The 18,329-nt window shown below is 54.4% G+C and carries 20 protein-coding genes and 1 tRNA gene; 7 read left to right on the plus strand and 14 right to left on the minus strand.

All coding sequences use genetic code 11. The features are described from left to right. Window positions 1-97: 97 nt before the first annotated feature. The 3 genes from cadC to SP68_RS19455 form a co-directional block, all read right to left on the minus strand. Window positions 98-1,678, minus strand: coding sequence for a lysine decarboxylation/transport transcriptional activator CadC (gene cadC / locus SP68_RS19445; RefSeq protein WP_008805483.1), 1,581 nt, complete (start codon window positions 1,676-1,678; stop codon window positions 98-100). A 293-nt stretch (window positions 1,679-1,971) separates the two neighbouring features. Further along, window positions 1,972-2,244: a YdgH/BhsA/McbA family protein gene (locus tag SP68_RS19450; protein ID WP_002892402.1), complete on the minus strand. Its 273-nt coding sequence runs from the start codon at window positions 2,242-2,244 to the stop codon at window positions 1,972-1,974. A gap of 100 nt (window positions 2,245-2,344) precedes the next feature. Further along, on the minus strand, window positions 2,345-3,265 hold the full coding sequence (locus SP68_RS19455) for a Kdo(2)-lipid IV(A) acyltransferase (protein ID WP_008805482.1): 921 nt from the start codon (window positions 3,263-3,265) through the stop codon (window positions 2,345-2,347). A 510-nt stretch (window positions 3,266-3,775) separates the two neighbouring features. On the opposite strand from SP68_RS19455, the gene SP68_RS19460 reads away from it, so the two are divergent. Next, window positions 3,776-4,642: a GNAT family N-acetyltransferase gene (locus tag SP68_RS19460; protein WP_012542565.1), complete on the plus strand. Its 867-nt coding sequence runs from the start codon at window positions 3,776-3,778 to the stop codon at window positions 4,640-4,642. 22 nt (window positions 4,643-4,664) lie between these two features. Here the strand turns inward: SP68_RS19460 and SP68_RS19465 are convergent, their stop codons facing one another. The 4 genes from SP68_RS19465 to SP68_RS19480 are packed head-to-tail and all read right to left on the minus strand — an operon-like array spanning window position 4,665 to window position 9,452. Continuing rightward, entirely contained in the window at window positions 4,665-5,690 is a 1,026-nt protein-coding gene (locus SP68_RS19465) for a fimbrial protein (RefSeq protein ID WP_040973729.1), read from the minus strand. Between the two features lies 1 nt (window position 5,691). Continuing rightward, entirely contained in the window at window positions 5,692-8,127 is a 2,436-nt protein-coding gene (locus tag SP68_RS19470; protein WP_040973727.1) for a fimbria/pilus outer membrane usher protein, read from the minus strand. Window positions 8,128-8,137: 10 nt separating this feature from the next. Then, a complete protein-coding gene (locus tag SP68_RS19475) occupies window positions 8,138-8,833 on the minus strand; it encodes a fimbrial biogenesis chaperone (RefSeq protein ID WP_040973725.1) in 696 nt (231 codons plus the stop codon). A 58-nt stretch (window positions 8,834-8,891) separates the two neighbouring features. After that, window positions 8,892-9,452: a fimbrial protein gene (locus SP68_RS19480; protein WP_012542568.1), complete on the minus strand. Its 561-nt coding sequence runs from the start codon at window positions 9,450-9,452 to the stop codon at window positions 8,892-8,894. A gap of 471 nt (window positions 9,453-9,923) precedes the next feature. On the opposite strand from SP68_RS19480, the gene SP68_RS19485 reads away from it, so the two are divergent. Together SP68_RS19485 and SP68_RS19490 are read left to right on the plus strand one after the other, a co-directional pair. Then, window positions 9,924-10,586: a hypothetical protein gene (locus SP68_RS19485; protein ID WP_016160415.1), complete on the plus strand. Its 663-nt coding sequence runs from the start codon at window positions 9,924-9,926 to the stop codon at window positions 10,584-10,586. Next, window positions 10,564-10,869: a hypothetical protein gene (locus SP68_RS19490; protein WP_016160414.1), complete on the plus strand. Its 306-nt coding sequence runs from the start codon at window positions 10,564-10,566 to the stop codon at window positions 10,867-10,869. The genes SP68_RS19485 and SP68_RS19490 overlap by 23 nt, the downstream gene beginning before the upstream one ends. A 51-nt stretch (window positions 10,870-10,920) precedes the next feature. Here SP68_RS19490 and SP68_RS19495 read toward each other — a convergent pair whose 3' ends face one another. Further along, window positions 10,921-12,225 (minus strand): citrate synthase, encoded by a 1,305-nt coding sequence (locus SP68_RS19495; RefSeq protein WP_012542569.1) that lies wholly within the window; start codon window positions 12,223-12,225, stop codon window positions 10,921-10,923. Window positions 12,226-12,270: 45 nt separating this feature from the next. After that, window positions 12,271-12,411 (minus strand): hypothetical protein, encoded by a 141-nt coding sequence (locus tag SP68_RS28545; RefSeq protein ID WP_020804400.1) that lies wholly within the window; start codon window positions 12,409-12,411, stop codon window positions 12,271-12,273. A 324-nt stretch (window positions 12,412-12,735) separates the two neighbouring features. Here SP68_RS28545 and SP68_RS19500 point away from each other — a divergent pair, with 324 nt between their 5' ends. Then, window positions 12,736-12,906, plus strand: coding sequence for a hypothetical protein (locus SP68_RS19500; protein WP_002892370.1), 171 nt, complete (start codon window positions 12,736-12,738; stop codon window positions 12,904-12,906). A 78-nt stretch (window positions 12,907-12,984) separates the two neighbouring features. Here the strand turns inward: SP68_RS19500 and uraH are convergent, their stop codons facing one another. Beyond that, the gene (gene uraH, locus SP68_RS19505; protein WP_032734904.1) at window positions 12,985-13,386 is read right to left on the minus strand and encodes a hydroxyisourate hydrolase; all 402 of its coding nucleotides are present in this window, start codon (window positions 13,384-13,386) and stop codon (window positions 12,985-12,987) included. Window positions 13,387-13,757: 371 nt separating this feature from the next. On the opposite strand from uraH, the gene SP68_RS19510 reads away from it, so the two are divergent. After that, on the plus strand, window positions 13,758-14,297 hold the full coding sequence (locus SP68_RS19510; RefSeq protein ID WP_023322164.1) for a hypothetical protein: 540 nt from the start codon (window positions 13,758-13,760) through the stop codon (window positions 14,295-14,297). A gap of 284 nt (window positions 14,298-14,581) precedes the next feature. On the opposite strand, the gene SP68_RS19515 is transcribed toward SP68_RS19510, so the two are convergent. The 4 genes from SP68_RS19515 to SP68_RS19525 all read right to left on the minus strand — a co-directional run bounded on the left by SP68_RS19515 (window position 14,582) and on the right by SP68_RS19525 (window position 16,885). Then, window positions 14,582-15,148, minus strand: coding sequence for a hypothetical protein (locus SP68_RS19515; protein WP_040973720.1), 567 nt, complete (start codon window positions 15,146-15,148; stop codon window positions 14,582-14,584). Window positions 15,149-15,174: 26 nt separating this feature from the next. Continuing rightward, window positions 15,175-15,420 carry a hypothetical protein gene (locus SP68_RS27935; protein ID WP_100040860.1) on the minus strand — a complete coding sequence of 82 codons (246 nt, stop codon included), beginning with the start codon at window positions 15,418-15,420 and terminating at the stop codon, window positions 15,175-15,177. Continuing rightward, window positions 15,410-16,522 carry a ShlB/FhaC/HecB family hemolysin secretion/activation protein gene (locus SP68_RS19520; RefSeq protein WP_040973718.1) on the minus strand — a complete coding sequence of 371 codons (1,113 nt, stop codon included), beginning with the start codon at window positions 16,520-16,522 and terminating at the stop codon, window positions 15,410-15,412. Before SP68_RS19520 ends, SP68_RS27935 begins: the two co-directional genes overlap by 11 nt. A gap of 286 nt (window positions 16,523-16,808) precedes the next feature. After that, a tRNA-Arg gene (locus SP68_RS19525) sits at window positions 16,809-16,885 on the minus strand. Window positions 16,886-17,224: 339 nt separating this feature from the next. On the opposite strand from SP68_RS19525, the gene folD reads away from it, so the two are divergent. Then, on the plus strand, window positions 17,225-18,091 hold the full coding sequence (folD, locus tag SP68_RS19530; protein ID WP_004143017.1) for a bifunctional methylenetetrahydrofolate dehydrogenase/methenyltetrahydrofolate cyclohydrolase FolD: 867 nt from the start codon (window positions 17,225-17,227) through the stop codon (window positions 18,089-18,091). A 1-nt stretch (window position 18,092) separates the two neighbouring features. After that, window positions 18,093-18,305: a ribosome-associated protein YbcJ gene (gene ybcJ / locus SP68_RS19535; RefSeq protein ID WP_004143016.1), complete on the plus strand. Its 213-nt coding sequence runs from the start codon at window positions 18,093-18,095 to the stop codon at window positions 18,303-18,305. The last annotated feature ends 24 nt before the right edge of the window (window positions 18,306-18,329 follow it).

Below are 18,329 nucleotides of genomic sequence, written 5' to 3' on the forward strand. Positions count from 1 at the left end.
CTCCTGAATGCTAAATACAAATAACAACCAGAGGCTTCATGAGAAACATAAATTTAACCTCATCATGCCCAAAACCTTGCGCATGATGAGGGTTTACTTATTCTGAAGAGAGGAAATTGTCGAGATACGGTACCACCCGATTAACTGATGTCTGGAAAACACCGTTTTCAATCCAGTACAGGGTATCCCCGCCGGGCCGTAAATTAAACGCGGTGATGTAAGAATCGGCAGCCAGTCGGTTCTCTCCTTTCATCTCATAGACTTTGCCTAACAGCACATAATTCAGCCACGACATCTCTAAATCAATCGCACTGTTAATCGCGGTATTCGCTTCGTCGACTTTACCCTTACCCAACGAATCTACCGCTTTTATTTGATAATAAATCGCCATGTCTTTAATACCCGGCATCTCCCCTACCCGCTCAACCTCACTGTAGAGGGCAGCTAGCTGTTTATCGTCCAGCGGCTGCTGCGAATGGCGTAATACATCCACCAGCGTTTTTTCGGCATAGGCGTAAATAAAATCCGGCGCCCGCTTAATCACATCATCCAGCAGGCTACTGGCTTTACTTAATGAATCAACATCGCCCTTCATTAACAGCTGATGCGACTGGTAGAAATAGGTTAACGCCACGCTCTGCGAGGGCTGATATTGCCTGAGCATCGCCTGCATCCGCGCCGGCCACGGTTGCGTCAGGGCATCCGACAGGCTGTTCATCAGATCGTTCTGAATGGTCAGCTGGTTGTCGTTGGTCACAAAGTAGCGTTTATCCAGCATCGTCGAGCTGTCGGCGTTATCCACCAGCTGGACCGACATAAAGCACTGCTGCGCCCGATAGTGGCGCTGATTGACGAACTCAATGGTCAGCGTTTTCCCGGAGCTGCTCGGCTCATTGATGTTGTAGTCCGTTTTGTCATGCACCATAAAGGTCGAGAAGGTGTTCAGCGAGGTGGTGATCAGGCTGGCCAGGCCGACCGCGTAGGAGTGCTGCGACGACCAGTTGGCGCAGGAGTTACCATTGACCAGGTGGATATCGATATCGCGCGGATTGAGCAGCAGGCGCGCCTTGTTGACCGGCGGCCGCGACTCCATGCTCGACAGCGCCACCAGCGCCACACAGGTGCCCAGCGCCAACAGGAACAGCCCCCACACCAGGGCGGTGGTGAGGCGTTTGCGGGCCGATGGCGCGCTGGCGACAGCGGGAGCCGCCGCTGGCGCTGTCACCGGCGCGGTAAGATCGGCGGAGGAGTCGGGGGCTTCTGGCGGCCCACCGGCAGCCGGTGGCACGGGAATAGCGGTCGACGACGAAGGCGTCAGCGCCTCCACCTGCGGGGCGAGTTCCTCCCCCTCCTCGGTGCACCAGATCACCGGCACCGTGAGCTTATACCCCCGTTTGGGTACCGTCGCGATGTACTCAAGGCTAACGTCGTCGCCGTCTTTGAGCGACTTGCGCAGTTCGGAAATACTCTGCGTGACGACGTGGCTGGTCACAACGTTCCGGGTCCAGACGTTTTCGATAAGCTCGTCCCGGCTAAGCACTTCCCCCGGATGGCGGGCAAAAAAGACCAGAAGATCGATTAAACGCGGTTCAAGGGTAAGCTGGCGCCCCTTCCTGCTGATTTGGTTTACAGAGGGGGTTACCAGCCATTCACCGACGCGAACAACAGGTTGTAGCATACAAGAAAGCCCCAGACAAAAAGGGAAAGGCGCGATGATAACACATTTGTCCTACCTATTTTTGCCAGGGGTCACTCCCTCAGGCATTAGGTCAGAATTGGCTTTTTATTAACAATAAAAAGCAATAATTCATTAACATCGTGATCATGAAATTTATATATAGCGATAAAAACGCATTTCCGCTGCCGCAATTGCCTAAGGCAATTCCGATGGCAGAAAAAAAATGAGCCCGGAGGCTTAACGCGCTCCAGGCTCAATGCGTCGCGCGCCGCTACGGCACGCTTTTAAAAAGGTTATTTATACACTTCCGCTGTGGCTTCGAAGTTTGGACCATGCTCGCGCGCGGCGGTAATCACGTAATATTTTCCGCCTTTCTCATCGGCCAGCTTAGAGAGCTGATCGTGCAGATCGGAAGGTGAAGAGAACTCGCCACCGGACGGCCCTACCGAGATCGGTCCGACCTTGGTCAGTTTGAAGTGTTTCACTTCTTCTTTGGTGATCAACTGTGCGGCGGACGCGCCAAATGCAACGGCGGAAAGGGCTAACGCGACTATCACTTTTTTCATCCTGCAATCTCCTTGGAATTAGCCTTCAGTCAGGCTCTTTCAGTATAGACGGCGATTTACTGAGCGTGCTACCGATGCGCTTATTTTTCGGCCGAAGCGTTCAGTAACGCGGCGGTACCCCTTCCGGGCGAGTCTTAAAACGCCGGTGCAGCCACATATATTGCTCGGGCGCCATCAGGATGCACTGTTCGATAATCTGATTCATCCAGGCCGCCGTGACCTCGGCGCTCGCCAGCGGCGGCGTGCGCTCTGGCGTCAGAGAGATCAATTCATACCCCATGCCGTTGGGCTTGCGCCGCGGAACAAACGGCACAATCGTCGCCCCGGACATTTTCGCCAGCATCCAGGTGCCGGTGGTGGTCGCCGCCTGCTCGACGGCAAACAGCGGGGCAAAAACGCTGCTGGCCGGGCCGTAATCGTGATCTGGCGCGTACCAGAGGATCTCCCCCTCTTTCAGCGCCCTGACCATCCCTTTCAGATTTTTTCGATCCAGCATGGTCTTGTTCGAACGCAAGCGTCCCCAGGTCTGCAGCCAGTCAATCAGCGGGTTATCATTGGGCCGGTAGACGCCAATGCCCGGGGTAAACATGCCATACATTCGCGCCCCCATTTCGAGGGTCAGAAAATGAATACCGATCAGTAAGATGCCCTGCTTTTGTTCCAGAAGCTCCACCACCTCGTTAACGCCGCTGGTCTCGGTCCAGCGCGCCACCCGGTGCGTCGGCCAGAACCAGGCCATGCCGGTCTCCATCAGCCCCATGCCCAGCGATTCAAAGTTTTTCACCAGCAGCGCCTCGCGGTCGGCGGCGCTCATCTCGGGAAAGCAGAGTTCGAGATTACGTCTGGCAATCCGCGCGCGGCTTTTCATCACCCGCATTGCCAGCCGCCCAAGCGCCGTTCCCAGACGGTAGATCACCGGATACGGTAATTGCACCAGCAGCCACAAAAAGCCAATTCCCAGCCACAACAGCCAGTAACGCGGGTGCAAAAGCGCGCGGGAAAATTTGGGTAAATTTGACATAGTAATCCTGTTAATTCACTCAATAATAGCTGAGCAAAAACCGCGAAATAAAGTAGCGGATCCTGCATGTTATATTTTTCCAATTCGTGCGGTAATACTCAGACACAAAGGGCGTTATTATACGTCGCTCCTTGAGTAATTTCAGCCCTTGCGATGACGGCTACTCTATTATTAGGCAGATCGCGTAAAATTTCCTGTTTAATGCATAAATAAATAAACCTAACCTCTACGGCGCGGCCGATTGTCGATAAAATCGCCAGTACATTTGCCTCAGCCTCTCGACCAGTGCCTCGTTTACTCACGCTCTATTATGGCGATAGCAAACGCAAACAGGCCGTTCAGCCCGGTCTGATATGGCCAGCATGCGGTTATTTGTGACTGGGGCAAAGGTTAAGCATCGACATTGCGGATCCTTTTCCCAGATATGCTACGTTTACAGCGCTCATTCGACGCAAGTGCCTTTGCCGACGTCGCCGCTTTCAGAAGCCATAGTGAGAAGGAACTATGACAATGAATTATCAATTAGTGAAGCAAGTCAGAGAAAATAGCCCATTAAGAAAAAGCTTCATTGACCTTGCCGTTAAGACTTTTGATCTGTCTTTTGAAGAGTGGTATCAGCAAGGTTACTGGACCGACGCCTATATCCCCTACGCCTTTGTCGAACGCAATAAAGTTATCGCTAACGCCTCGGCCAATATCATCGACCTGCGCTGGCAGGGCGAGCCCCGGCGTTATATTCAGATTGGCACCGTGATGACCGAACCGGACCACCGTAATAAGGGATTAGCCGGCCAGCTTATCCATCACATCCTGCAGGACTGGCAGCAGGAGGCGGACGCCTTCTTTTTATTCGCCAATCCCACCACGGTGGATTTTTACCCCAAATTTGGCTTCACCCGCAGCGAAGAGCATCAATATATTATGCCGGTTTCCCCGCGAGCCGGTGATTTTCGTAAACTGGATATGGACAGCGCTGACGATGTCGCCCTGCTCCGCCATTACTATGAAAAATCCAACCCGTTCTCACCGCTGCGGGTGGAGCATAACTTTGGCCTGCTGATGTTTTACTGCTCAGCCTTTATGAAGCATTTTGTTTATTACTCGGCAAAAAATGAGGCAGTGGTCATCGCCATGCAAAACGGTCCGGTGCTGATCTGCTTTGACCTCTTCTGCGAGGAGGGTAAGAGCCTGTCGACGCTGGTCAACGAACTGGCCGATGACCATGTTTACCAGGCCATCCTCGGTTTTACCCCTAATGAAGACCGGCTCGGCGAGTATGAGAAAATAGAGGGAGAAGATATCCTCTTCGTCTATGACCAGAAGGAAAACCTGTTTAAAGACAGGAAGTTGATGTTTCCTTTACTGGCGCATGCCTGACGACGCCACGCCGTCAGGCCGATCAGTTATAAGTCGCCACGAAGGTCGCGCTGGCGTTCGCCTCGCCCGCAGTCACTGCGGGCTGCGTCTGGATATAGCGGGCCTGATAGGATAAACGATAGTTCGTCTGACTGCCTTTATTCCCGGACCAGACCTGGCTCACCTGGTTTAGCGGCACCAGCGCGCCGCCGGCGCTGAGGATTTGCACGCCAAGTCCGGATGCGCCTTCAGGTTGGTCATCGATTTTAATCACCTCGTTGGCGGCGACAGCGCTGTCCACCGTCGCGTTAAACTGCATAAACACGCTGCCGACATTTTCACAGTTCGTCAGGTTGATGTTAAAAGGAACCGGGGCGGTGGTGCTGTTGAGCCCGGTAAACGCGGTTTTGTTATGCCGCCCGAGGAAGACGTTAATGTTTTTACTGTCGTCAGTAATCTTGCAGGTGGGTGATTTGACCTGAATACAGAGCCCACTGACGCTAAAGCGCATCGCCTGTACTCCGCCAAGATAAATATCGCCAAGGTAATCGTTAAAGCAATACTCGCCCGGCGGCGGTAGACCGCCGTTATCGGCAATCCGCCAGAAATAGATGGTCGGTTTTTTATTTTCCGCCTGAAATGCGCGCTGGCCGGAAAATACCGGCGCTGAGGGCCAGGCCGTGAACAGGGGATCGAAATTAATGCCATCCTGTTCCCCCATCTGGAAGCTGTAACCAATGCCCGGCAGGCGGTCGATGCTGTAGATATCCCCGGGCTTGCCGTCTCCCGCCGGGCCGACCCGTGAGCCGCCGATGCTCTGAAACCCGCCGGGCTCGCTGCCGCTGCAGGCGATCTCCCAGCGTTCGTTATTAGTGATAATCATCCCTCCGTAGCTGTATAGCAGGGAGCCGATGGGGCGATTGCTGACGTCAAGGTTGATACTGGCCAGGCTGACGTTCACTGAATACTCGATAGTTTTGCCACTGACCATCTGGCACGCTGCCGACAGCGAGGCGCAGTATCCGCCGGCCAGCAGAAGCGGTACCCCTGATGCGATGATTTTTTTCATATTACTTCTCCTTTATTCCCGGCCGGCAGACCTGATGCGGCGTACCGCGGCTAACCTGTTGCGCCGCGTCGCCGCGGATGGCATAGGCCAACCGGCAGCGTTGCCCGCTGCGTTCGCCCCATACTACCGAGACGCTGCCGTCGGCCTGCGGCACCCGGGCATACAGCAGCCCGCCCTGACCGACGGCGCCAACCGCCCGACCGCTGTCGTCAAACACCTCCGCGCCCAGCGGGGGCGCCGCGCCATCCGGCAGCGTGACATGGGCAAACCAGGGATAGCCGGTACGCGTGACAAATTTGACCTTCACCGCCGCGCCCGAATCGGGCACCACCGTCGTGCTGCTGGAGACAATCTCCACATGGTCGTTCAGACCCTGCGGATCGAGATCCAGCCAGTTATCGGTAAAGGGATCGAGGTAAGGGATGATCGTAAAACCCTGGCGGTTTATTGGCTGTCCGAGGCGGTTTGCCACCCGAGCGCCCGCCGCGCCGGGCGCTTCCACAATGGCGAAAGTTTCCCCCAGTTCGGGGGTGGCGGTCATTCCGCCCTGATGCGCCACCAGGGCGCCCGATGCCCCCAGCGAGTACTGCTGCTGGTGGCGACCGGCGCTGGCACTGGCATTCAGGTACGCATAATCCGTACGCAGGCTACCGTTGCCCCCAACGCTGGCCTCGTGCGGGTTCTCCCGCGGCATGTCGTAGCTGGCGGTCAGGCCATAGCTAAAGGCATTTTTCTCGCCAGCGCTGCCGGTATAGCTGGACTGCAGCTGGCTGCCGTAGCTCTTATCATGGTTAAAGCGGGTAGTCAGGCTGCCCGCCTGCCCGAACGGCAGCGAAAAGGAGATGCCCACCACCTGATTATTGCGGTGATGAATATCCTGACTCTGCTGGGCGTACAGGTAGTAATTGAGCTGACCATAGCGGTTGGCGTACCCCAGCTGATAGGAGCGCCAGCGGTGGTGGCGGACATCCTCACTCCAGATTCCGTTAAACGACAGGCTGCCGCTGCCGGCCTGCTGAGACAACGTCGCGCTGTAGCGGGTCATCTCCCGCCAGTCGTTGGGGTGACGGTCGTGCTCCCGGACGGCGTCGCGAATGGAACGATAGTTGCCGTCGTTGCTGTGGCTCATCGAGACCAGCATCCGCGTATCGGACGCGAAGGATTTTGATGCGGATACCCGCCAGCGATACCCCTCCTGCCAGCCGCGTTCCCTGCCCTTCGCCGCAGAACGGGAAAGATCGACCGCCAGCGCCCCCCAGTAGGTATTGAAGGCGCTGCCGACCAGCGTCGAGTAATAATCCGTCGTCGCGTTGGCGCCGGAATAGCCGCTGACATAGTCATTGAAGCCGTACTGCACCGTGGCTTCGCCAAATCCCGGCCGCCCGGCGATCCCGTCCTCATCCAGATAGCCCAGCGACAGGTCATAGTAGACCGCGCCTGCCCGCACCAGGCCAGGCAGCGCGGCGTACGGCACGGTAAAGGTCTCCTGACTGCCGTCCGCCTCATGGATCGTTACCTGTAAATCGCCGCCGGCGTTGGTGGGATAGAGATCGTCAAAGGTGAATTTGCCCGGCGGAACCGTGGCCTCGTACAGCAGGGCGCCGTTCTGGGTGACCGTCACGCGGGCATTGGTGCGCGCCACGCCGCTAACCGACGGCGCAAAGCCGCGGCGGGAGCCCGGCAGCATGCGCACATCGGTAGCCAGCCTGCCGCCGATAAAACTGACGCTGTCAAAGAAGGTTCCGTCGGTCCATCCCTGACCCAGCCGTAACGTGGACGCCCAGTTCACTACACTTCTCTCAGCCCAGGTGGCAATGCTATCCCAGTGTGTATTCCCCTCCTGCGCCTGGTAGCTGGACTGGTGATGTAAACGCCAGCCAAAGGCGCGCAGGCTGGCATCCAGCCCGAGATAATGATGGCTGCTGCTATCCCCGTCGACGATGCTCTGATAGCTGTTGGCCTGATAGCGCAGCACTGCGGCGGGCACGCCGCTATCCACCTTCTTCAGGTTCACCGCCCCCCGATAATGGGGTTGCAGTAGCGCCTGGGGCATATTCACCCGCAGGACGTTTTCCCCGCTGTCATACTCCCAGCCGATCGCCTTATTGATCTGCGAAAAGCGCAGGCAGGTGGCCGCCGCCGGCCACTGGGCGTCCTTCAGCTGCAGGGCGTCGAACAGCGAGGGCGAGATGCAGGGCTCAAGCTGGCCATCGTGTTCCTGGATAACAAACGTTTCTTCCGCCAGGTCCCGGCCATTCACCGAGAGCGTGCTGCGATACTGTCCGGCGTGCAGCGGATTACCGTATTGATATTTCTGGAGATCAACCTGCGCGGCGCCGTGCAAATGGGCGCGGTTAAAACTAAACGCCTCTGCCGCCCATGCCTCCTGCCAGGGAAGGAGCAGCATCAACCCAAACTTGATCTCCCTGAGTTTCATAATAATGTCCTTACTGAGGATAATTATGATTCACTACCGCGCCGTAATCATTGATGGTGGTGAAGCTGAATTTCTCCGGCAGCGTACGCAGCGCGACCCCTTTAAGCGCGATCTCCAGCGAGGAAAAAGGGGCGACCATGCCAGCGGACTGTTTTTGTCCGTTAAGGGTGATGCTGTCGATGGTGATATAGCGCGATGAGGCATTGCTCACCCGCAGCCCATTGCCCGTGGGAGCCAGCGCCCAGCGCAGGGCATTCACCGGCGCCATTTTTTCCGCCGCCACGCCTGCCGGACGGTAAAACAGCTTGATACGCGACCGTATCGCGAGCTGGAGGTAATTGATTGCCGTGCCGTTTTTCGGCTCAGGCGGGATGTCCAGCAGATTAAACCAGAACAGCGACTCCCGATCCTGCGGCAGACGGCTGCCGTTGAACACCAGGCGCCAGCTTTGGCCCTTTCCCGGCTCGATACGCACAATCGGCGGCAGCACAATAAACGGCGCCGAATCTTTTTCCGGTTGATTTTGCACGCGGCCATCGTCGACCCAGACCTGCGTCAGAGAGGGGGTCTCCCCCATATTGGTGGCCCGGACGGCGATCTCTTTTTTGTCGCCGGGAAAAATAATCCGTGTGCCGTCAATAACCATGCTGGCGTCCGCCGAGGGTAAAATGCAGGACAGCAGCCATGCCAGAACCATACGCCGCATATTCACCTCCTCCTTGCCGGGTGGATAAACGGCCCCTGAGCGGGGCCGTGGACAGGGTTTACGGATAGACCACCGTAAAGTTGACGTAGGTAGCGACTTTTCCAGCCGTAGCGGCGTCGGTCGCATAGTAGCGGGCATAGAAAGGCAGCGAGGCGGAACCATCCTGCTCAGCCACCGCCACCGGGATCACGTCCGGGCGAGCAATGGTGCCGTCTGCAGCGACCGCCGGGCTCTCCGCGAGGTTAATCGGCGTAAACCGGGTGTTCAGCAGTTCCACATCGACGTTTTCTGCTTCCGTGCCGTCAGACAGGGTATTTTTTAGTCGGCCCTCCGTGGAAACGTATTGATCTTTCTCGAAGTACACCGAGACATCAGCCCCTGGGGTGCAGCTCGTCAGATCGATGGTGAAGGGAACCACGCCCGCCGTCTCACCCGCGCTGCTGAGCGCTGAACGCTGGACCGTCGGCAGGGTCACCGTCTTATCTTTATTCACTACCGTACAAGTATTTTCGATGACTTCACCATTAAAGGTGACTTTGCCATCAGCAGCCTGTGCCGCTACCGGAGAAAGCATCATCATCACCACGAAAGATGCCATTCCTCTGCTGTATTTTTTCATATTCACTCCTCATCACCACGCTTATGGAGAATCGTTCAGGAAATACCCCTGGCGTACTTTATACGTACAATTTATTAATACTCATTCCATTGGATTAACCAGTTATCTTTTAACCCCTTCCCTGCACTGACATCCTACTCACTTCATTGTTTATTATTCAAATTCGCCACCAGGACCATTTCTACTTTTTATAGAAAAGTCTTAACTCCATTCTGAAAAAGAAATAAAAGAAACCCACATTAAAAACATAACTCATTGTAAATAAATGATAATTTTTATTTTTTGCTTTCCATACAACATTCGCAAAATGCGATCTAAATATCTCATCCTCATTATTAACCACCTCCTCCCACGTTCTCCCCCCTCGATTGAAAGCGCAGGGAGTATGTTATTTCAGACGGGTATTCTCTACAGTAAATTGTCGAATCAGGCAGGACAGCATGCACAGCGTATTTATGCCAGGAGGTCATTATGTTGATCTGCATTGCGGATTCAGAATATTTTAATATTGCGCTGAAGGCGTATATTAATGAACCAAACAGCAAGCCTCTGGATATTAAAGAAATGCTCTGTTACCCGTTTAGCGGACAGAGTGAGATGTTCTATACTTTTTTTGCGACCGATGCCGGAGCCCGGTTAAGCACCATCCTTATTGATTACAGCAGCGTCAGCATCGAAGTACTGCAGGTCGCGCTCAGTTTAAAATCGTTTAATCCCCTGATCCGGATCTTTATTTTTGCCAAATCAGGCTACCCGTTGAGCGAGCTCGAAAGCAGCCTCGCCATTGTGCTTGGCGCAGAGTTCATCACCAGTTTTGCCGGGCTCAGTACGGCCCTTGCCCGCGCTCCGCGCTGGACGTCGCCCCCCGCCGACAAGCTCTATATCGCCATACCTGACAGCTATAACCTGACCCGTAAGGAAACTTTTTTAATCAGCCTGTTGATGGGGGGAATGCCGTTGTGTCACATGGCCAGCACCATGCAGCTCACGATCAAACGGGTCTACTACTACCGTTCACGCGTCCTTAGCAAGCTGGCGGTGAAAAATAACGTGGAACTGATGAACAAAGTTCAGGGGATGGTGTTGCGCCACTACCGACAGGAGACAGGCCATGAAATCGTATCTCTACGCTAAAAATCGCCTCATGTTGATTATCCTGAGCTGGCTAAGCGCAGACGAGGCGTTGCCATCTCGTCACGATTTCCAGCAGACTGAAGCCATCCTCAGCACCCTGCATATACCGTATGTGCTGAAGTCTGACCTTGATCAACTGAAAGCTACGCTACAGCCATTACTCGCCACGCCCGGGCCGCAAACCTGTGAGGTAGGCGCTTTTCTCAGCGCCCTGTTGGCGCTGTATACCCGGTTAACCGAATATACCGCCGTCGAGCACTATCTGCTCTCCCGGCATCTCTAAGTAGCACCCCGCCTGGGCAGGAAGACGCCGCGCGCCTCCTGCCCGTACGCATTACCTTGGGTCAACAGACTGCTCGCCGCGTCGGGAGACGTAATCCCGATAGCCCTCGCCAACGTAAATCTGCCGTGGCCGGTAGATGGTCAGCGGCGCCTGGTGCATCTCGTTCCAGTGCGCCACCCAACCGACCGTCCGACCGACCGCGGTGACCACCGCAAACATCGACGAAGGCAGATTCATCGCCTTGAGGATCACCGCGGTATAGAAATCCACGCTCGGCGACAGGCCATTGTCCACAAAATAGGGGTCGGTCAGCGCCACGTCCTCAAGGGCCATCGCCACCTGCAGCAAACGGTCGGACATGCCTACCTCCGCCAGTACCCGATGGCTGGTTTCACGCAGGATCCCGGCGCGCGGATCGCGGTGACGGTAGCGCGAGTTGCCAAAACCCAGCCGGCGAAATGCCTGCGGATCGCGCTTCGCCTGGCGCAGAAACGCCGGAACCTGATCGACGCTTTCAATCTCCTCCAGCATTCGCATGCTCGATTCATTGGCGCCACCGTGCATTGGCCCCCACAGCGACGCCAGCCCGGCGGCGACGCAGGCGAATAAATTCGCCCCGGAGGAGCCCGCCGCACGCACCGTGGTGGTCGAGGCGCACTGCCCGTGATCGGCATGGAGCACCAGGATCTGGTTCATCGCCTGCTCGATGACCGGATTCAGAACATATTTCTCCGCCGGGATAGCAAACAGCATCTGCAGGAAATTTCCGGCATAGGAGAGATCGTTGCGCGGATACGCGGCGGGTTGTTCAATGGTGTACTTGTAGCTCATGGCGGCGATAGTGGGCATTTTCGACAGCAGCCGGGTGGCGGCCAGCGCCCGGTGCTGCGGATTTTCCACATCCAGGACATCATGATAGAACGCCGCCAGCGCCCCCACCAGGGCGCACATCAGCGCCATCGGGTGCGAATCGCGACGAAAGCCGCTGCACATGCGGGCTATCTGCTCGTGGACCAGAGTATGGCGGGTGATGGTCTCGCGAAAGGTTTGATAGCTGGCCTCATCCGGCGCGTCACCGTTCAGCATGATGTAGGCCACTTCGAGAAAATCGCACTGGCGAGCCAGCTGATCTACCGGATAGCCGCGGTGCAGCAGCACGCTGTTTTCCGTATCGATCCACGAGATCGCCGACTGGCATCCGGCGGTATTGGCGAAGCCGGGGTCATAGCTGCAGAATCCGGACTGATTTAGCCCGCGCATGTCGACTCCCACCGGCCCCCGCGTTCCCGGCACCTGCGGCAGGGCGATGGGTGGTTGTTGCCCGGCAAAAGAAAGCGTTAACGGTGTAGTGCTCATCCTGTTAGTCCCCCAGCAAGCTTATCAGCGACCTGAAGTCATTCTTCAGGCGGAAAGACCAACATAACCAATGTGATGCCGCTTATTCATTGATGTCATCACTATAACCCTGACAAAGAGAATATTTTGCTGGCCTTCACGGGGAAACAGGCCGTCTTTCCCCAGCCCACCGCCGGATAGCGGCACAAATCGCCAAGGATAAAGGCGATCATCGCTGTCAAAATTTACGCTGAGTAAAGAAAGGATGAAGAAGAGCTACCATGAATTTTGTGCTGTCGATGACCCTCATCTGCATTACCATCGCCTGGCTGATGATGAGCCTGCTGCCGGTGTAGATGCACCGCTAACCGCCACGCCAGTGGTCTGGATAACCCCTCCTTCAATTGATTTCCGCCGTGGTCTTCGCCTCTGAGGTTTCACAAGAGCCCTACAAGAAGTACTGGTTGCATATCAGGCTGTTGCGTTTTCCCGCCGAGGGGTAGGCTAAAGGCCCACTGTTAAGGAGGTGATATGTCTGGACTGATCAATCCACATGCGGCCCCGGAAGAAGCAGCCTATGCGCTGCTGATTGAGCTCGTTCGCGCCCAGCGCGTGCCGCAATATGAAGGCGAAATTTCCGGCCTGCTGGCGATGTACGACGAAGCTGTTAAACACTTTAAAGAGAAAGAGACCGAGCGTTAGGCGTGGACATCGTGGTGCGAGGAAAGCGTGACGCCTGCGGGAGAGACGCAGGCGTTGGCTGGATAGCAGCTTGCGACATCAGCTGCCGCGGTAGGTAGAGTATCCGTACTGACTGAGCAGCAGCGGGATATGCAGTTTTTGATTTTGCTTTGTAACATTGAAAATAACCGGAACCACCGGGAAGAACGTATTCATGTTTTGGCTTTTAAAATAGTCACCGGTTTTAAACGTCACTTTATAAACCCCCGGCTCCATATTCTCCGCCTGCGGATAGAGCGATTTAATCCGCCCATCGGCATCCGTTTTACCGGTGGCGATATGCTGCCAGCTCTCCCCCTGCTGTTTATCCAGCTCAATCTGCACCCCCGGTGAAGGGAGCCCGGTTTGCTGATTAAGAATGTGTACGCTGAGCGTCCCCTCTGGCGCCGCCAGCGCGCTGAAGCTGAGCAGGGAAATTACGGAGGCGATAATTAATTTCATAATCGTGACCTTATTGGGCAAGTGAAAGTGCCCTAACTATAGTCAGCGCGGCGGGGAAAAAAATTAAACTTTTTGTTATCAGATTGCGGTTATTCGGCGGGGAAAGGCGCAACTGGATGTGCGCTGAAACAGGCCATAAACGGCCTTCTGCACAGGGAAAGTCGGCTAACAGATATGATCTTTTCATCTTGAAAAGCAGACCTTTTCCGGACGGCGGGTAACGAACGTCCGGGACCTGTCGCTGATGCTTATACCGTGAGCCGATCGTTGTCAGAAGAGGGATTGATTGTATATAGACTTTGGATAAATGTTTGACCAGGATGGGCTCATAGCTTGTCACTAATACGCTCAATTTTACAAGGACTAACCCGATGCCATTACCCGATCGTCTGCAACCAGCCAAAGTAAACCGCCAGAAACTGCAACAGCTAGCGGACATGGCCGAAGAGATACTGTCGCAAATTGATAATGGGGCCAAGGAAGAAGATGCCGGATTGAAAATGTTGATAGATAGCTGGAATAGTCAGGTCATTAACCCATATGCATTCTCTGATTTCCGGGACTTCTCTTCATGGACCAGTGCAAAAGACTTCACCCGGATGGCATTTAATCAAGAAAAATATGTGGCGGATTTAACCTGGGATGAGCTGATTCAGATCATCCAGTTTGTGTGTCAGGCCGAAGGTAAGGAATCTGAACAAAGCTACTCGCTGGGAGTGCTGGAGAAAAACTTTGATGCCAATCCATCCGACCTTATCTACTGGCCAGATGAATGGTTTCAGGATAAAGACATGCTTCATGTCGATTTGACGCCTGAAGAAATCGCCGGATACCTGATGGCAAAATCTGGCCGGCGGCTAAGCGATGCGCCGCAAATCGAGCTGAAGTATCCGATACCTTCAAATACGTAAGGTATATCAGCGCTCAGTTTGTAGATGTTGAAAGAATGGGATAGCGGCAAAATCACCGATCACCTGGATTTATATCAGGCGCCGCTACGCTTTCTCCTTGTCGGAGACTGGGCTTAAACTGCCGCTGGTGTGTTCCGCATCACGGCTTAGGCCAGCTACGTCCTGCTTCTGGTTATCACTGGTCATTTTGTCGCGGCTGACAATCAGGCTCCCCTGACCACGACCCGGCGACGAAGGTGTAGCCCAGGCCACCACTGAGGCTGTTCTGCGTGTTGTCGTAGTGGTCATTGCACCGCAGGCTGGTTATCACCAGGCAGATAATGCGTCGCCTCCATTTTCTGGAATCCAGCAGGAGCAGGAAATCTGGGATCATTATTCATATCCCGCAACTTATTGCCTTGTGAAGGATTTGATTCAACCTGTTTCCAGAACGTTTGCTCATTCAAATCCCTCGGCGCTGTAAATTGTTTACCCGGCTTAGCCGTCGAGATCTTCTCCGCTGCTCTAATCAGTATTGTGTTATCAATAATACCGGCTGCTTTACCCACTAACGATAACGCTTTTTCTGCCGGGATTGACGTCAGCAGAGCCAGCGCGTAATCCTTCGCCTCTTCCGCTGTCAGCAACGCCATTACCGTATCCGAGCCCGGGTTATTACTCAGGATGGTTTTGATAATATCCGCGCTTTCCGGCAAGTCGCCGCGTACGATATCCTTTAACCCGGCCTGTACCTGCTCCGGCGAAAGATTGTTGTCCTGCGCATACTTCACCCAGGATGTGGCTGCCTGTCCGGTTTCCGTCATCCCTTTTGGCAGACTCAGCGAGTTAGTCTCAACAACAATCCCAACCACAAAGGCTGGGATCTTTTCGACATAGATTAAAATCCCTTTACTTTAAAAAGGCGGAATAATGCGAGTCCAATGCCTCCAATGCTTCCACCATAAAGTCCTAATTTTGCTCCGTGCAAAACATCTTGCCAAGTTGTATTAAAACCATCGCCAAGCAGCCACAGTAACAACGAAAAAAAAATCTTTCCGCATACAGATAATGCGATCATGAATAAAATCGTAGCAGCTAAGAGAAATAGAGACTGAACACATCTAACTCGGAGATCATTTTTCATTTTTATCTCCTATTTTTTTTATTACCTGTTCAGCTCCTTTACCGCCTCCCTCTGATATTACTGAAGCTCCAATATTACCCATATTGCCTGGAAGCTTACCAGGCAACATCTCCTTAGAGATCCCCAGTTGACCTTTAATTTCGGTATATTTCAGCAGGTCAGGATTAAACTTAGGATCCCAGCCGCCGGTTAGCCATTTACCAGCCGCATTTGTGCCTGAAGAGATTAGTTTGCCTCCCCAGTAACCGCCAGCAGAACCCAGACCATTAGTAATTGCTCCTGTTAAAGGATTGTCACCGTTGATCTGATTGGTTAGCGCGCCACCGGCTGCATTCCAGCCCACTGTTCCCCATAAGCCATTCCCTATGCTTGCAACGTTTATCCAGCCAGCAACAACAGAGTTACCTGTACTCTTCTGGCCGCTGTTGTCGACGCTCATCGACAACAAAAGTGGGCGCTCCGCTGTCGCCGTCAGGTTAACGATGGAGCCGCCAGGTTTTTCGCCCGGCTGGATTTCAATTTGCACAGGCGTCGCGCGCGTGCGGTTAATCTGCTCCATCCCCTGTTCGATATCACGCAGGTTAAGAATATGGCCTTCCAGCCCTGGAAACGCCATTGTTAACTCACGTTTAGCCGCCCCTTCCATGGTGATTTTTTCGAGCTTTCCTTCAAGAATAGTCAGATGTAATACCCCGGAACGTAAATCCTGCTCGGTCAGAAAAGCGCGGCTGGTAATATATCCCCGACTGATATACCAGTCGGAAATAATATTTACGAGTTTAGTAATACGCGCAATATCCATGCACTGCCCAAGCCAGGGCCGGACTATTTTTTGCTGCTGACGCGAATCAATAAGCGTCGCGCCATCTAACGCGATGCGATGGATAGAAAAACAGGGACCATCAGAGGCTTCAGCCTGCGCAGGCATCGCCGCGTGAAGGCTGGGCGTGGCGCGCTCCAGCGATTCACGTTGCTGCTGGTTCTGACGCAGTAATTGTTGCTGCTGTTGCTCAACGCTGTCGCGATCGGCTGGCGATAAAAAAGCGGCGTGGGTGGTCAGACTCAGCGTCATTAGTCCCAGAGCCAAATACAGAGATTTCATCCGTGTTCTCGTTATTACTTAACGTGCAGTGCAAAAACATATTCCATTATATGTTGCGCGGATTTAAGCATGAAACTTACGGTATGTGAACATGAAATAATGAATGAGGATCGTTTTTAGGATAATGACTTTTGCGCAGCAAAATAGACGGCAGGGGAAAATAACGAATGTATTAAAACGTATTTGAAATATGTTTTTCAACCGCAATAGCACAGCCAGGTTACAGGATAGGGAAAATGGTGTCCGGTACGAAAAAGCAGCAAGAGGATAAGAAGCTGATATTGAATGGCACGCCCTACAGGATTCGAACCTGTGACCTACGGCTTAGAAGGCCGTTGCTCTATCCAGCTGAGCTAAGGGCGCCCTGAGAAGCGAGTGCTTCGCGGAGTGAAACGCCTGGAATTATACGGTCCACGTCCGTTGAGTCAATCCATTTTGCCAGGAAACTGCGGGGCTTATACGATGCTGGCGAAATATCCCTCAGCAACTGTACAAGAAGCATACCACCGGGGCTCATGCGCGCGAAAATTCACTTAGTGGCCAGGCGCAACACACCAATGACCCTGGACTTAACAGGGTCAAAACAGGCTAAATTCACCGCAGACAGGATAAAACAGCAAACGAGGACTGACAGCGAGGCCCGCTTCTGACAAAATATCCTCATCCCCCTTTCGTAAAGATACAGATGGAATCCTCTCTCTGATGGCAGCAAAAATTATTGACGGTAAAACGATTGCGCAGCAGGTACGCTCTGAGGTTGCGGAAAAAGTGAAGGCTCGCGTTGCGGCCGGAAAACGCGCCCCTGGGCTGGCCGTCGTGCTGGTCGGTAGCAACCCGGCCTCGCAGATTTATGTCGGCAGCAAGCGCAAAGCATGTGAAGAAGTGGGCTTCGTCTCCCGCTCTTACGATCTCCCGGAAACCACCAGCGAAGCCGAGCTGCTGGAGCTTATCGACACCCTGAATGCCGATAAGACCATCGACGGTATTCTGGTTCAGCTGCCCCTGCCGGCAGGGATCGACAACGTCAAAGTGCTCGAGCGCATCGCGCCGGATAAAGACGTCGACGGCTTCCATCCCTATAACGTTGGCCGCCTGTGCCAGCGCGCGCCGCGCCTGCGTCCGTGCACTCCGCGCGGTATCGTGACCTTGCTGGAACGCTACAATATCGACACCTACGGCCTCAATGCGGTGGTCATTGGCGCGTCCAATATCGTCGGTCGCCCGATGAGCATGGAGCTGCTGCTGGCCGGCTGCACCACCACCGTGACCCACCGCTTTACCAAAAACCTGCGCCATCACGTCGAAAACGCCGACCTGCTGATCGTCGCGGTAGGTAAACCGGGCTTTATTCCTGGCGAGTGGATTAAAGAAGGGGCGATTGTGGTCGATGTCGGCATTAACCGTCTGGAAAGCGGCAAAGTGGTCGGCGACGTGGTGTATGAAGATGCCGCCGAACGCGCGTCCTACATCACCCCGGTTCCCGGCGGCGTTGGCCCGATGACCGTCGCCACCCTGATTCAGAACACGCTGCAGGCGTGCGAAGAGTATCACGACGTTGAGGAGGCCTGAGATGGCGACATTTTCCTTGGGTAAACACCCGCACGTTGAGCTGTGCGATCTGCTGAAGCTGGAAGGCTGGAGCGAAAGCGGCGCCCAGGCGAAAATCGCTATCGCTGACGGGCTGGTGAAAGTTGACGGCGCGGTGGAAACCCGCAAACGCTGCAAGATCGTCGCCGGTCAGACGGTGAGCTTTGAAGGCCAGAGCGTCACCGTCACGGCCTGACAACGAAAAGAAAAACGCCCGCTT

This window comes from Klebsiella variicola (assembly GCF_000828055.2).
GTDB classification, from domain to species: Bacteria; Pseudomonadota; Gammaproteobacteria; order Enterobacterales; family Enterobacteriaceae; genus Klebsiella; species Klebsiella variicola.